The sequence below is a fragment of the Robbsia andropogonis genome, from assembly GCF_034047095.1.
GTDB classification, from domain to species: Bacteria; Pseudomonadota; Gammaproteobacteria; order Burkholderiales; family Burkholderiaceae; genus Robbsia; species Robbsia andropogonis.
The window spans coordinates 1241796-1256921 of the sequence record NZ_CP139166.1; the positions used below are offsets into that span (position 1 = coordinate 1241796).

Genomic DNA, 15126 nt, shown 5'->3' on the forward strand with positions numbered 1-15126 from the left:
TAGGTAATTTTCAAGTAGGAGGAACGATGCCCCGCTTTGCCGCCAATCTCAGCATGATGTATCCGGAGCACGGCTTCCTTGACCGCTTTGCCGCCGCACGTGCCGACGGCTTTGACGCCGTCGAATATCTGTTCCCTTACGAGTACGACGCGACGGCATTGAAGCGTCGACTTGACGACAACGGCATGCAACAAGCGCTGTTCAATGCACCACCTGGAGACTGGGCGAAAGGCGAACGCGGGCTCGCCTCGCTTCCGGGCCGCGAAGCGGAGTTTCGGGATGGCATCGTGCGCGCGCTAGATTACGCCGCGGTACTTGGCAACGATCGCATTCACGTGATGGCGGGCTTGCTACCAGATACTGAAGCAGCGACGCGCACCAAACATCGTGCGGTTTATCTCGAAAATGTTGCCCACGCTGCGGCCCAAGCAAAGCGGTTAGGTATCACGATCGTGTTGGAGCCAATCAATCAACGCGATATGCCAAACTATTTCATCAGTCGTCAGGATGAAGGGCAAGCCATTTGCAAGGAGGTAGGCGCAGACAATCTCAAGGTGCAATTCGACTGCTATCACTGCCAGATAGTCGAAGGCGACATCGAAATGAAACTGCGACGGGACTTTTCCGGGATCGGTCACATCCAGATCGCCGGTGTACCATCGCGTCATGAACCTGACGTGGGTGAGTTGAACTACCCTCACCTGTTCCGCTTAATCGACGAACTAGGCTATACCGGCTGGATCGGCTGCGAGTATCGCCCACGCGGGAACACCAGCGAGGGACTGCAATGGTTACGGGACTGGCGTCGAGCGGGCGTATACTCGACAACCACAAGAGCGGGGTCTGGTGACGGCGGTGCGAGCGCAGCATTTGCATGTAACAGGCCGTGAATACCCAGGCCACCGCTGGCAACTAGCATTACCGCCAACTGATTGTAATAATCAGCAGCCATATTCAAGAACAAAAAATCCCAATATTGCCCTTGAAATTTTTGCGCGAAATCCTATCTTGAATTCAGCTAAGGCAGCCGCGCCAGCATACTGGCGCGCTGCGTGTTTCGATTTGTTTGCCAATAGCGGGGCAGACGGACTGGAGCGCGTAGGCCGGTTCGTCTTCCTGCTGATTCCAAGGAGGAAATGACCATGAGCGATCTCTACTTTGGGGAGATCTTCTCGGCGAGTTCGACCGCCTGCAACGGCAGATGGCGAGCTTTTTAGGCGGGTTCCCTTCCAGTATTCGTTCGGCGCGCTTCGGGGCCTTCCCGCAGGTGAACATCGGCTCGACTGACGACTCTATTGAGATTGTCGCGTTCGCGCCGGGTGTCGATCCCCAAAACCTCGACGTATCCATCGACAATGGGCTGCTGACCATCTGCGGCGAGCGGCAGACAGCATACCCGGGCGCGACCCGCGATGACGCGCGTAGTTATGCGCAGGAGCGGTTTGTCGGGGCTTTTAGGCGTGTCATTGAATTACGACAGCATGCGGACCTCGACAAAGTCACGGCCCAGTATACAAATGGTTGCTTGACTGTAAGTATTGCTAAAAGAGAGGCGTCAAAACCGCGGGCCATCACGGTTCAATGAAACGCATCTCTCAACTGGGAAAATATCATGAACGACACGACAGAACTTGCAAGGAAAGATGAAACTGGAGTGGTCCGACGCGATGTCGACCAGCCCCAACGTCGGATCATGCTAACACCGCCGGTGGATATCTTCGAAGACAGTCAGGGCGTTACCCTTTGGGCGGATGTACCTGGCGTGACAAAGAATCGGCTTAATTTGAAGATACACGATGGCACCTTATACATAGACGCGGAGGCAGTGATACCCACGCCTGCAGGGCTGCGCCTGCAGCATGCGGAGATTCGTCAGCCGCACTTCGCGGGGGCGTTCTCACTCGGTGCCGACTTTGACCCAACGAAAATCGATGCAAACCCAAAGGACGGTGTGCTGAAGCTGACTATACCGCGCCGCGAGGAAGCTCTCCCACGCCGCATCGAAGTGCGTCCGGGCTGAGGTCCGCACGAGATCAGCAACTATTTGGGGAAAACCAGCGGAGTCTGTGACCGACACTTTCCGACTTTAGCGGTCGGGATGCGGGATGCTGAGGGTCGATAGGCCGCGAAGTCTCGGACTGGGTGAAACACCCAACATCCCGTGCCCCCGCCTGACCATAGAGGAAGATATGATGAACACCGACCTGAAGAAGTGGAATCCCTTCAAGTTCTTTCGTAGCAAGGGGCACACGTCCAATGCTGACAACCTGGAAAGTCCTTCGCCGAACGAACAGTCGCGAGCTTCGTTGCCTGACATGTTACGACTTTTCTCGCGCGATCAATGGCGGGCCGTGGAGGAATTCTTTCTTGACCCGTTCGCAGGCCATAGCGCGCTCGAGCGATGGTTTGGCGACTTCAGTTCATCGCGCTTCCAGCCCAGGATCGACGTGGTGGATGAGGGCAAGGTGCTACGGGTAACGGCGGAGCTCCCTGGAATGAAGCGGGAAGATTTGAAAGTCACTGTGGAGGATGGGGCGCTTGTATTGCACGGAGAGAAAAAACAGGACGTGCACAGCGAGGAAGATGGCTGTTATCGGCTTGAGCGCGCCTATGGATGCTTCGTGCGCACGATCCCAATGCCGGAAAATGCCGACCCCAATCGCACCCTGGCAAAGTTCGACAACGGCGTGCTCACGTTGACCGTACCGAAATTGGCACTATCGCGATCAGCGAGCCACATTATCGATATCGGCTAGGGAAGGCAAGTCGCATTGGTAGCGAATGCATAGAGGCATATACAGCTACCAAGTGCTTGTGCGCATCATCGGCATGCAACTGTTTCCCGAGGATGCATTGAGATAGGAGCGGGTCTGCAGTTGTGATATCAAATAAGGGTGGTCAAGGCTGCGTGAAATTCAACCGATAACTCGACGAAAATCACTTGCGCACCGCTCAAGCGGTGATAGCGGTGAACTCGCTTGCAATTCGGGCTGCAACGAAGTTCACGAAGACTCTCAGCTTCGGCAAAGGGTACTTGCTAGCCGGCCACAGCAAGCTGATCGATCCCCGCTCTTGGCTTTGCCCGGCCAGTAATTCCACCAACAGTCCTTCGCTGATCGCACGCCGCACCGCAAAGGATGGCAAATACGCGATACCCCGCCCGCGCAATGCGAGGTCCAGCAGAGGGCCCATCATGTTGGCCGTGATCGTCACGGGCAGTTCCGTGTCGGCATCCACGGGCCAGTGCATCAACCTCCCGGTCTCCGGGTAGCGGTGGCGCAAGCATTGATGCGTTTGCAAGTCCGAAGTGTCGCGTGGCTGCCCATTCTCTTCAACGTAAGCAGGAGACGCCACAAAATGCCAACCGAAACTTCCCAGCAGCCGGTGTGAAAGGCGACTGTCCTTTGGTTCGCCCGAGCGGACGACGGCGTCGAAACCTTCATCAATGACCTCGACGAACCGATCACTGATGTCGAGTTCGAGTTCGATCCGGGGATACGCTACGGTGAATTCCGACATCAACGGCAGCAGCAATGTCGGCTCGACCGGGACACTCACCTTGAGCCGGCCCGCAGGTGCTGCGCCGGCCTGCCCCAATTCCGCCTGAGCGGCCTCCACCTCGCCCAAGATGCGGCGGCAGCGGTCTAGAAACAATAGGCCCTCGTCCGTGATCGTGATTGAGCGCGTCGAACGGTGAAACAGTCGCACGGACAACTGTTCCTCCAACTTTTGGATCGCCTTGCCTACCGCCGAGGGGGTCAAGCCAACGATTTGGCCAGCAGCCTTGAAACTGCGCTTGTCAGCGGCATGCACAAAGGCGCGCATGGCGCCTAGGCTCTCGATCATCGGCATGGAGGAATTTTACTCCGCAGTGAAACGAATTAAAGAAAGTTTTCTTATATTACAGGAGCATCTAGAGTGAGGTCATGTTCATTGGGAGGCGCCTTTCATGCCTGACCTTTTCAGTCCATTCGATCTTTCCGGCCTTTGCTTGCCTAATCGCATCGTCATGCCGCCGCTGACGCGTTCAAGAGGCCCTGACGATGCCGCTACGGAGCGGGTCGCCCTTTACTACGCCCAGCGCGCGAGCGCAGGCTTGATCATCGGCGAAGGCTCACCGATCTCAAACGAAGGCCAGGGTTACCTTTACAATCCCGGCATCTTCACCCCGGCCCAGATCGCCGGCTGGCGTCTAGTGACCGACTCTGTGCATAGCGTCGGCGGACGCATATTCCTTCAGATTTGGCACGTGGGTCGCATCTCCCACACATCGATCCAGCAAAGCGGTCGGCCACCCGTCAGTTCAACCGCTCGCAGTGCGGAGGGGGCGATGGCATTCGGACGCAATGCCGACGGCGAAGTGGGATTCCTTCCAGCATCCGCGCCACGGGCTCTGGCGACCAAAGAGATTGGCCGGGTGGTGGCCGACTTCGTGCAGGCGGCCCGGAACGCCATGGACGCGGGCTTCGACGGCATCGAACTTCACGCCGCCAATGGCTATCTCTTCGACCAGTTCCTCAATCCGCTCATCAACGATAGGACAGACCGTTATTCGGCCGCCACCATGGAGGGCCGGCTAAGGTTCACTCTTGAGGTCGTGGACGCCGTGTGCACCGCAATCGGTCCTGCGCGCGTGGGGATCCGGTTGACGCCGTTCGGCGTCATCGGCTCCGTGCCGATCTTCCCCGACAGCGAGGCGACCTACATAGCGCTAGGGCGCGCGCTCGGTGAGCGCCGAATCGCCTACATCCATGTCATGGACCAGACCGGTTTCTTCAATACGCCCCAAGGCCAGCGTCCGACCAGCGACGCCATCAAAGGTCTGCTTCGCCAGTGGCGTACAGCCGCGCCGGGCACGGCATTGATGCTTGATGGCGGTCTCACGAAAGCGCGAGCCACCCAGTTGATCGCGGATGGGGTGATCGACCTAGCCGGCTTTGGCCAACCGTTCATCGCGAACCCTGATTTGGTGGCGAGACTGCGCCACGACTGGCCTTTGAGCCCCGCGGACCGAGCCACCTATTACACGGGAGGTGCTCGCGGCTACATCGACTATCCGCCATATCGCGTGGATGCGGCGCGAGCCTGAGGCGCCTACCCGCCAGGATTGAACATTCAACTCGAAGGAATCACCATGCCATGTTATGAAGAATTCAGAGGGCGCGTCGCGCTGATAACGGGAGCGGGCTCTGGCATCGGTCAGGCCGCGGCACTCGCATTTGCCAGCCACGGCGCTCGTGTCGTCGTTGCCGACGTGAACCCTGATGCCGGCGAACCAACTGTTGTGCATATCTGCGAATTGGGCGGTGAGGCGATCTTTATCCAGACGGACGTAAGCGACGCGGCGCAGGTCGCGCGGTTGGTTCACGCTGCCGTGCAGCGATATGGGCGCCTCGATGTCGCCTTCAACAACGCCGGGATAACGCAGAACTCGCAGCCTCTGGCCGACCAACCCGACGACACCTACGACCACGTCTTCGACGTCAGTGCGCGCGGACTCTGGTTGTGCATGCGCGCCGAGATCCGCCAGATGCTCAAGCAAGGCCGAGGCACGATTGTGAATATGGGATCAATGTCGAGCGTTGTCGGCATCGGCGGACTAAGCACCTACACGGCCTCGAAGCATGCCGTCCTAGGCCTGACGCGGGGCGCCGCGCTGGACTACGCCAAGCAGGGCATCCGCATCAACGCCGTTGGACCGGGAACCATCGATACGCCCATGATCGAACGCTTCATCGAACTGTCCGGTTCGGACTCAGTGATGGATCCGATCCGCGCGGCCCACCCTGTCGGCCGTACCGGCCGGGCGAGCGAAGTTGCGGAAGCCGTGCTGTGGTTGGCCTCGGACGCGTCGAGCTTCGTCGTAGGCCACATGCTCATGTTCGACGGCGGCTATTCGGTCCGATGATTGCTCTGGCGCCCTGTCGGCGCCTTATTTGAATGAGGATCGAAGACATGAAAACCTGGTTTATTACGGGGGCCGCGCGGGGCCTTGGCCTTGAAATCGCACGAGCGGCTCTGGACACTGGCGACCAAGTCATCGCGACAGCTCGCGATCCCGATCATATTTTGCTCGCCTTGCCAAGCTATGGGGATCGCCTGCATGTGGTCCGGCTCGACGTCACGCATGATACGACCGAAGGCATTGCCGCAGATGCGGCCCGGTACTTCGGTGGCGTGGACGTGCTCGTGAACAACGCCGGGTACGGCCAACTTGGGGCCTTCGAGGAAGTCACCCGTCAGTCGGTGGAAAAGCAATTTGCCACCAACGTGTTCGGGGTCTTCGACGTCACCCGGGCCATTCTGCCAATTATGCGTCGCCAGCGCTCAGGTCGCATCCTGACCATTGCCTCGATCGCAGGCATCGAAGGCTTCGAGGGCTCATCAATCTATTGCGCCACGAAGCACGCTCTTTCTGGATGGTCGGAGGGCGTCGCCAAAGAGGTCGCGACCTTCGGTATTCAAATGACATGCGTCTATCCAGGCCGCTTCCGTACGGACTTCCTCGACGGCAGCTCGGTTCGCTACGGCGAGATCGTCATCGAGGACTACGCCGCCTCTTCAGACGCGCACCGCAGGGCGCTTGATGACAACAATCATCTGCAGCAGGGTGATCCCGTCAAGTTCGCACAAGCAATCTTGAAGCTGGTCATGAGCAGCCAGCCCCCGCTCCAGTTCGGAGCCGGCTCCGATGCCTACGCGGTATTCCGGAAGAAGGCTGCGGAACTCCAGGAGACTGCCGAGCAGTGGAAGTCGCTCATGCTCTCGACCGATTTTCAGGAATGAATGCCGTGTCGATTCGCGAAATAGACGCGGTATGCCGTTTGCATTGCGCAAGAGCAGGATGCCATTGCGTGCCGCCGGTCCGAAACCGGCAGGCGCCCAGGGTATCGCTTGCGTCGCGGCTTGGGCAGTGGAAGTACCGGTTCGACCAGTGCCCACGGCTCGGCATCGATGATACGTGCCGGCATTCCTTGATCCGTTGTTCAGGCATCCAAGATTAACCGTTTCACGGGAAGGTAAACAGCCCCCCCGGGCTCTTTTTGAACTGGCCTCTAAGAACGTATCTCAGGTTCGACATCATGCGTGGTGTCGCACGCGTCTCATGGCAGCACCCTGCGCTCGCTGGCCAAAATCCGTCCGTGTTTTGAAAACAGACAGTGCATGACGTTGTCTCGCCCAGCGCTTGATAACGTGACAATGGCCTGTAGCAAGATGCTAACGATAGCTGGCAACGGATTCAATCACCGATTGAATATCGCACATCGTGCGATTCCGAGGTTGCGAAAACGGCGGTGTGTGTCGATGTACGGTTCGGCTCACTGCCAAAGTTTCGCATATTTTCCATCGCAAAAAATGATAAAAATGGCGTACGATTTTCCGCCACTGGTATGCGCGACTGGTATTAAAAACTCATTCATAACAAACAATAATAATCATTTCTTGATTGTTGCCAAGGCGGAAATGATAAAAATGGTAAATTTCCCTCAATTCTCTCGGATCGGGGCCGTTAGCCAACCTGAAGAGGTTGCGTCGGTCTCCAACAGCATTAGGTGCACGCTTTTTACACCGAACGCCCTCACTGCCGTGGCAGTAAAAAAAGAGGCACCATTTTGTGTGCGTCGTTGCGTCGCTAACGTTATCTACAAAATACGATGAACAATTCAAAAGTATCAACCCGCTTGGCAATAGGCTTCGGAAGCGTTCTGTTCCTACTAGTCACGGTCGCGCTTGTAGGGTTCTACGGCCTATCTTCGATTCATAGCAGGCTCGACAGCATAGCCCGCGTGAACAACGACTAATCAAAATATGCCAAAGACATGAAAGCATCCGTTGCGGACCGAGCCATCGCCATTCGCAACATCGCACTACTGACGGACCCGGCTGGTCTCGCACAGGAGTCCAAACGCGTGGAGCGGCAAAAGAAAGTTTATGCGAACGCGGAAGAAGCGCTGGGCAAAATGTTTGCAACGGAAGCCGGTACGACAGACCGTGAAAGGTCGCTTTACGCCCAAATCAAGGAAGACAATGCCGCTGCCGTGCCTTTGATGGACAAGGCTATTGGCCTGGGCTTGGCGAACAACCCATCAGAAGCGATAAAAGTCTTGCTGTAAGAAGCACGGCCAAAGCAAGCAGCTTGGCTTTCGCATTTGAATGAGCTAGCAGACTTTGAGGATCAACTCAATGCGCAAGCAACCGAAGAAGCAAACGTTACTTATCATGTCATTCAAATCACCGCATGGGTGATCGTCGGGTTTTCGCTCATTTTGGGTGTGTTCCTGGCCATTCTTATTACCCGCAGCATCCTCAAGCGACTGGGGGAGAGCCAGCACAAGCCCAACAAATGGCACAGCAAATCGCCCAAGGTAATCTCACCCAGAAGGTGCACGTCGCAGCAGATGACAACGCGAGCCTAATGGCTTCGCTGGAAGCGATGCGAACAAATCTGAGCAATATTGTCTCGGGCATCAAGACGTCCGCAGAATCCATCTCCGTTGCCGCCGGAGAAATCTCGCAAGGCAACGTCGACCTGTCGCAACGTACCGAGGAGCAGGCAGCATCCCTCGAAGAGACCGCAGCCAGCATGGAGGAGATCACTGCGACGGTTCGGCAGAACACGGAAAATGCGCGCCAAGGCAGCACGCTCGCGAACACCGCGTCGGAGACAGCCGCCACAGGGGGCGAAGTGGTAGGCCGAGTCGTCACGACCATGCAGGACATTGCCACAAGTTCGTCGAAAGTTGCCGAAATCATTAGCGTTATTGAAGGAATTGCATTCCAAACCAATATTCTCGCGCTCAATGCGGCTGTCGAAGCGGCACGTGCCGGAGAACAAGGACGAGGCTTCGCTGTAGTGGCTGGAGAGGTGCGTACGCTAGCACAACGTAGTGCGGCCGCAGCAAAGGAGATCACTGAACTGATAGGGACGTCCGTTGAACATGTCACTGCTGGCGAGGCACTGGTGCATAACGCAGGACAGACCATGAGCGAGGTAGTACGCTCCGTGAAGCGCGTAACCGACATCATGGGGGAGATAGCGTCAGCGTCCAGCGAGCAGACTATCGGCATCGAACAGGTGAATGTGGCAGTAAGCCAAATGGACGAAGTCACACAGCAAAACGCGGCGCTGGTCGAACAGGCAACCGCTGCAGCCCGCGCCATGGCAGATCAGGCACAAGCGCTGCGTGATTCGGTGGCAATCTTCCGTGTCGGTGCTGATGCCAGCGCGTCGCCCATCGGGCACCAGTCTTCGATAGCAGAAGATTCCATTTCGCACAACTACCGTCATACAAGTCGCCAAGGCAAAGCGTTTAGGCGGGCGGCGTAATCGTTCACGCTCGGAAAGAACACCTGTTTCTCGAGAAAATGTACGCCCGGTGTTTCGTGCTCACGCTTGCGAGCAGTAGCACGGCACTCGTGCCTTAACCGCGGCTAGTGCCGTGGTTAAGGCACGAAACACAGTTCGAACGTTTACAGTGTAGTGGTCAACTCACACCGGACACCGGGTTAAGTTTTGCCTCTGCGACGGCCGACCCTACACCATCACTGCATTGATGCAGTGGGAACCTACTCGGTTTTCAGACTACCGAACAGGCGTTCCATCGGACTATTGACGCTCCTATTTCAAGGAGGCACCGCAGACCAACCAAACATCGTCGCGAGCTTACCGTTCACTTGGCATCGTGGCATCACCCGACGCTCCGCGGCCGAGATCGGTCCGGGGTTTGATCCGGGCCCGTAAAACGCTGTTTTTTCGCTCCACACTCACCAACGTAACAATGCCGAGCCATGGCTCACAGGCGCCCGCGCGATCAGGGAGATGCGGAATGCCCCGCGGCTAGCGCTGAAGTGGAGGATCGAAGTAGCTGTTCCAGCACCTCGATGTGGTGCCGGTGCGGGGCAGTAATGGCATAAAAATTCTCGCGCAGTTCGGGTGTCTGACCCACTGTCACTAACGTGCCAGAATGCAATTCGTCCTGTACGACCACCTCCGGCAATACCGTCAACCAACCGCTGTCGCGCGCTATCAAGCGCAGCATGGCCATATCATCCACCTCCGCTCGCAACCGTGGCGACACACCCGCCGACATGCACAACGCATCGAATTGCGCACGCGCGGCATGGCGCGGCCCGGGCAACGCCAGATCCAGGCCATCCAAATCGCCCGGAACGCTCAGACTGCACTGTTGCCACCGACTGGCCGGGCCCACTAGCGAAATCGACTGGCTGCCCAAGAATCGACAATGCAGTTGGCGATTCGGGTGGGTGGGCACCGTCTCGTTAGCTAGCACTACATCCAATTGATGCTGCAGCACACGTTCGATCAAGCCTTCGAGCAAACCCGATTCAAGGGTAAGCGTCACACTCGGATTTGCCAGCAAAGGACGCAACCAATTTTCCTGGTAGTTGCGCGACATGGTCGCCACGCTGCCTACGCGCAACCGCGTGATACCGGCAGCGTGACCCTGCAAGCGCCCCAGCATTTCTTGGCCAAGGCCAAAGATATTGTCGGCGTAGGCAAGTACAAGCTGCCCGGTGGCTGTCAACGCCAGTCTTCGCCCTGCGCGGTCAAAAAGAGGTTCACCGATTCGCTCCTCTAGGTGGCGAATTTGCGTCGATACCGCCGATTGCGAGGTATTAAGTTCTTCTGCCGCCTGCGTCAAATGCTGCAGCTTGGCAACACGCCAAAAATAGAAAAGGTGGTGAAAGTTGAGCTGATGCAGTTTCATACGTTCTTTTTTTGAGATTAAAAGATTCTTATCAATGTATTTTACAGAACGATACTTCATAAGCATCATCGGTGCATCATGTTTAACAAGGTGCTTTTGATGGATCTCCCTCCCAATTTGTATGGAATCAGCGCGTTGGCCCCTGTCGTTTTAATGACAATCGCCTTCGCGGTAGCCCGTTTTTCATCCTGGTCCCCCGTAGCACTCTGGAAAGGATTCCAGATGCTTTCCATTGCAACTCTCGTGCTGACACTGGTGACCATTACTCTAGGCAACCCTCCCCTCCTCGTATCGAATGGCTGGATCACCGCGTCACTGTTCAGTCTCTCGCTGATGGCCCTCGTTCAGGGGTTGGGCACGGTGATCGGTAGCTTTTCTTCACGGTATCTGCAGGGCGAAGCGGGGCAGCGCCGTTATGTTGCGATGCTCGCCGCCGTTCTTGCTTGTGTACAGCTATTGCTGCTGGCTGATCATTGGCTGGTGCTCATCGTCGCGTGGGCGGGTGTGAGCATGGCGTTGCAACCATTGCTGTGCTTCTATCCTGAGCGCCCCTTTGCCCGTCTGGCCGCACTCAAGAAGCGCATCGCCGACCGCGTGGCGGATGTACTTTTGGTAGGTGCCGCAGTAGTGGCGTGGAAGGAAGTGGGCAGCGGCTCCCTGTCGGCCTTATGGGGGCAAATCGCGCAACAGCAGGATAGTAATTTGGCATTGCAAGTCAGCGCGATAATGCTGGTGCTTGCGGTCATACTGCGCACGGCCTTGCTGCCCGTGCACGGCTGGCTGATCCAGGTGATGGAGGCTCCAACACCAGTCTCTGCCCTGTTGCATGCCGGCGTCGTCAATCTGGGTGGTTTCGTGCTGATTCGATTCGCGCCCCTACTGGAACACGCTGCTTTAGCACGCGCAGTGCTGCTGACCTTTGGTTTGGTAACCGCGGTTCTAGCAGGCATGGTAATGCTAACGCGGATAACCATTAAAGTGAGGTTGGCTTGGTCTACTGTCGCGCAAATGGGCTTTATGTTGCTAGAGTGCGCGCTGGGTCTCTACACCCTTGCGGCGCTACATCTCATCGGGCACTCTGTCTACAAAGCACATGCTTTTCTATCAGCCTCCACCGTAGTACGGCAGACCCGGCTGCAAGCGCTGTACACGGCAAGCGCGCCAACAACCACTAGCCTGGTTGCAGCACCCTTGCTTGCAGCGGGTATCGTGCTGAACCTGGTGGCCTTCGCCGGGAAGACCGCTTGGCCGTGGTGGTGGAGCGCGGTGCTAGGTCTGGCCTGGGCGCCGCTCCTATGGATGTCGAACAATCAAGCAGGCGCAAAGGGGGCAGCTTGTCGTAGTGGTCAACTAATCTCAGGCACACTTTTAGTCACAGGTCTCACACTCGTGACCTATGCCGCGCATCTCTTGCCCCTTGGACTTCAAGATTCCCCACATGCAATGGGAGGCCTGATCGCGTTGGCAGGCATGGCCACTCTCTATGTCGGCTTGGCGCTGCTGCAAATCGCCCCCATACGACTTGAGCGCTGGAGACGCTGGAGCTACTCGGGCTTTTACGTGGATGAAGCCTATACCCGCTTGGCCCTTCTATTGTGGCCCGCGCATTGGGTGCCGACATCGCGTACCAGTGACGAGTTGGTTGCCTCGCAGTTGCCCCCGCAGATTGAAGCCTGATACCCTGGAGAGTATAAAATGGATGCCTTGACCACCGACGTGCCCCCAGAAGTTGTGCAGCGGGCTAACAGCAGTAGCACGGATTTGCGAGCCCTTCACGCAGCGGTCGACCAAGCCTGCGCTCAGGCATGCCGCGCGATCGCCCCCGCCTGGCCTCTGGACCGTGCCATTGCCGTCAACCCCCACTGGTCGCGCATTGGGATGCCGGTGCGCCAAGTAGCTGCGCGCATGGCCGCACTGGGTGGTATCCAAGTCTTCCCGCCACGCAATGAGCAGTTGCGTGCATGGCAGACGGGACGAATAAGCCATGCCGACTTGGCCGTGGCCTTGTGCCAAACGCCGGAGGCACAAAGGCAAAACATCACGGCGCAACAATGTATCGAGGCCTTAGCATCGCCCTCACCGGTAAAGCAATTGCCATTGTTGATTGACGTGCTGGACAATGACCCTTTTCGCAATCACCGCCTTAGTTGGCGCCAGGCCATTACGCACCAAGTCAGCCAAACCTGCGCCTCCTACTTCGATGCGCACCAGGCCGATTGGCGCCCGCAGCGCGCACAAAACTTGTACGCGTTTTGGCGCGAAACGCTGCAACACGACCACGGTATTGGCTTGTTGATGGGGCTGCCCAAGCTTGGTGCTGCAGTGGATGCGTTACCTGCCAGTGCCGAAGACGCAGAGCGCTGGGTGCTGCAGCGCCTAGGCTTACCCCAAGAGGTGTGGGCCGACTATCTGGAGTCAGTGTTGCTTACAGTGAACGGATGGGCGTCTTGGTGCGCCTATCTCGACTGGCAAGCAGGGCTGGAGGGTGGGAAAACGCCCGATCTGCGCCACCTGCTGGCCATTCGTCTTGCCTGGGGGGCGCTTTTGCTGGACGCCAAAGACAGCATCGCCAGCCGCGATGCGTTCACCGCATTGCACCAAGCGTGGAATGACGCTCCGGAGTTACTCAAGAATGGAGAAAACGCGCTACTAATAGACGAAATTTGGCAGGTGGCTCTCGAAGCAGGCTACCAGCGCGATCTGGCGCAACACCCGCACAGCGTCAGCTCAACGCCCCTGCCGCCGCGGGAAATCGAAGTTCAAGCCGCTTTCTGTATCGACGTGCGCAGCGAGCCCATGCGCCGGGCGCTGGAGGCCACGTGGCCAGGCATTCAGACCATCGGATTTGCCGGTTTCTTTGGTTTGCCTATCGCCTACACGCCTTTGGCTTCAAGGGCGCGGCGGCCCCAGTTGCCAGGATTGCTCGCGCCGTCTTTTGAGGTCACCGACCAAATCATGCGCGTTGACAGCAGCGACCGTACCCGCGAGGGTGTAATGCAGGAGGCTGCCAGCAGTGCGCGCCAGGGCCGGTTGGCGCTGGCTCACCGATGGCAAGCGGCCAGTCGCTGGCCAAGCTCGGCATTTTCGTATGTCGAAGCCATAGGTGTTGGCTATCTCGGAAAACTCAACCGCTGGTTACAGCCCGGTCATAGCGATCGGGCCAGAGATGATTTGCACGGCGTGTCAGCGCGCTATCGTGCAGTATGCCGCCCTAAATTAGTAGGAGTTGACGTCGACGCGCAGGTCGCGCTGGCAGCACGCGTGCTACACGCTATGGGGTTGAAGCGAAACTTAGCATCCCTGGTACTACTTGTCGGGCACGGGAGCCAGTCCGCAAATAACGCGCACGCGGCCACGCTCGATTGTGGCGCTTGCTGCGGCCAAACAGGCGAAGTCAATGCACGCAGCTTAGCGCTGCTACTCAACGATCCTGCTGTGCGACACGGGCTACGTGGCGTGGGCGTCGACATTCCCGACAGCACGACCTTTATCGCCTGCCTGCACAATACCACGACCGATGCCATTGAGGGGTTCGACCTGGATCTGCTGACATCCCAATCACGCCAAAAATGGGAGCGCCTGCAGGTCGTGTTCGCACACGCTAGCGACCAAGTAAGGCGCGAACGCGCCCCGGCTCTGCAACTGAACCCGCACGCACCTAGCGGTACCCTGCTGCTACAGTTGTCTCGCCGGGCCAACGATGGCGCACAAACCCGGCCCGAATGGGGGCTTGCGGGCAACGCAGCCTTTGTCATAGCGTCGCGCAAACGCACGCAGGGCGCTATACTTAACGGCCGCTGCTTCTTACACGATTACGAAGCCGATCTCGATCCTGACAATAGCTTGCTGGAAATGTTGATGACGGCGCCAATGTTGGTTACCCATTGGATAAATTGGCAATACCACGCTTCTACTTGTGACCCGAGCAGGTTAGGCAGCGGCAATAAACTGCTGCATAACGTAGTGGGCGGAGCAATAGGCGTCTTCGAGGGAAACGGCGGCGATTTGCGTATCGGCCTTTCCCGCCAGTCTTTGCATGACGGCCACTACTGGGTGCACGAACCATTGCGGCTAACTGTGGTGATCGACGCCCCCCAGACCGCTATCGACGCGGTGATTGCAAAGCACGAGGTTTTGAAACAATTGCTAGACAACGGGTGGCTGTATCTTTGGCGCTTCCATGAATCAGGCTTATTGCGGTATTCGCGAGGAACATGGTCATCGTTGCAGCTGGAGAAATCCTGATTTTTGTCATCTTCCAGCAATTTTTTTGTGACAAAGCGTAATGTTGCTGGAAGCGCAAAGATGATGCCGATGTTTGGCGTCATCGCTTAAGCCTGATTTTCGAGATAGCAAACGACTAGGTGCCTTAAGTGCCTATTGGCTCTAGTGCGAA

At 57.4% G+C, this 15126-nt stretch carries 10 protein-coding genes and 3 pseudogenes; 10 read left to right on the forward strand and 3 right to left on the reverse strand.

Translation table 11 applies throughout. The features are described 5' to 3' along the window. Nucleotides 1-26: 26 nt before the first annotated feature. The 4 genes and pseudogenes from otnI (at nt 27) to SJQ66_RS10275 (ending at nt 2756) form a co-directional block, all read left to right on the forward strand. Entirely contained in the window at nt 27-890 is an 864-nt protein-coding gene (otnI, locus tag SJQ66_RS10260; protein ID WP_024905986.1) for a 2-oxo-tetronate isomerase, read from the forward strand. 252 nt (nt 891-1142) lie between these two features. After that, nucleotides 1143-1585, forward strand: a pseudogene (locus SJQ66_RS10265) (Hsp20/alpha crystallin family protein). 27 nt (nt 1586-1612) lie between these two features. Next, a complete protein-coding gene (locus SJQ66_RS10270) occupies nt 1613-2020 on the forward strand; it encodes an Hsp20/alpha crystallin family protein (protein ID WP_046153780.1) in 408 nt (135 codons plus the stop codon). A 172-nt stretch (nt 2021-2192) separates the two neighbouring features. After that, on the forward strand, nt 2193-2756 hold the full coding sequence (locus tag SJQ66_RS10275) for an Hsp20/alpha crystallin family protein (RefSeq protein WP_320534188.1): 564 nt from the start codon (nt 2193-2195) through the stop codon (nt 2754-2756). Nucleotides 2757-2952: 196 nt separating this feature from the next. Here the strand turns inward: SJQ66_RS10275 and SJQ66_RS10280 are convergent, their stop codons facing one another. Next, nucleotides 2953-3852 (reverse strand): LysR family transcriptional regulator, encoded by a 900-nt coding sequence (locus SJQ66_RS10280; RefSeq protein ID WP_301291126.1) that lies wholly within the window; start codon nt 3850-3852, stop codon nt 2953-2955. A gap of 97 nt (nt 3853-3949) precedes the next feature. On the opposite strand from SJQ66_RS10280, the gene SJQ66_RS10285 reads away from it, so the two are divergent. From SJQ66_RS10285 to SJQ66_RS10295, 3 genes are read left to right on the forward strand one after another with little or no spacing between them, the layout of a single operon-like run. Next, nucleotides 3950-5089, forward strand: coding sequence for an alkene reductase (locus SJQ66_RS10285; RefSeq protein WP_024905990.1), 1140 nt, complete (start codon nt 3950-3952; stop codon nt 5087-5089). A gap of 18 nt (nt 5090-5107) precedes the next feature. Continuing rightward, a complete protein-coding gene (locus tag SJQ66_RS10290; protein ID WP_320534019.1) occupies nt 5108-5908 on the forward strand; it encodes a glucose 1-dehydrogenase in 801 nt (266 codons plus the stop codon). Nucleotides 5909-5955: 47 nt separating this feature from the next. Beyond that, entirely contained in the window at nt 5956-6786 is an 831-nt protein-coding gene (locus SJQ66_RS10295; RefSeq protein WP_024905992.1) for an SDR family NAD(P)-dependent oxidoreductase, read from the forward strand. A gap of 74 nt (nt 6787-6860) precedes the next feature. Here the strand turns inward: SJQ66_RS10295 and SJQ66_RS10300 are convergent. Further along, a pseudogene (locus SJQ66_RS10300) lies at nt 6861-6971 on the reverse strand (IS5/IS1182 family transposase); the annotation flags it as partial. A gap of 684 nt (nt 6972-7655) precedes the next feature. On the opposite strand from SJQ66_RS10300, the pseudogene SJQ66_RS10305 reads away from it, so the two are divergent. Next, nucleotides 7656-9328, forward strand: a pseudogene (locus SJQ66_RS10305) (methyl-accepting chemotaxis protein). A 484-nt stretch (nt 9329-9812) separates the two neighbouring features. Here the strand turns inward: SJQ66_RS10305 and SJQ66_RS10310 are convergent. Continuing rightward, the gene (locus SJQ66_RS10310; protein WP_024905995.1) at nt 9813-10730 is read right to left on the reverse strand and encodes a LysR family transcriptional regulator; all 918 of its coding nucleotides are present in this window, start codon (nt 10728-10730) and stop codon (nt 9813-9815) included. 99 nt (nt 10731-10829) lie between these two features. On the opposite strand from SJQ66_RS10310, the gene SJQ66_RS10315 reads away from it, so the two are divergent. Together SJQ66_RS10315 and SJQ66_RS10320 are read left to right on the forward strand one after the other, a co-directional pair. After that, a complete protein-coding gene (locus SJQ66_RS10315) occupies nt 10830-12407 on the forward strand; it encodes an NADH-quinone oxidoreductase subunit L (protein ID WP_320534020.1) in 1578 nt (525 codons plus the stop codon). Nucleotides 12408-12425: 18 nt separating this feature from the next. Further along, nucleotides 12426-14975 (forward strand): YbcC family protein, encoded by a 2550-nt coding sequence (locus SJQ66_RS10320; protein WP_320534021.1) that lies wholly within the window; start codon nt 12426-12428, stop codon nt 14973-14975. Nucleotides 14976-15126 lie beyond the last annotated feature (151 nt).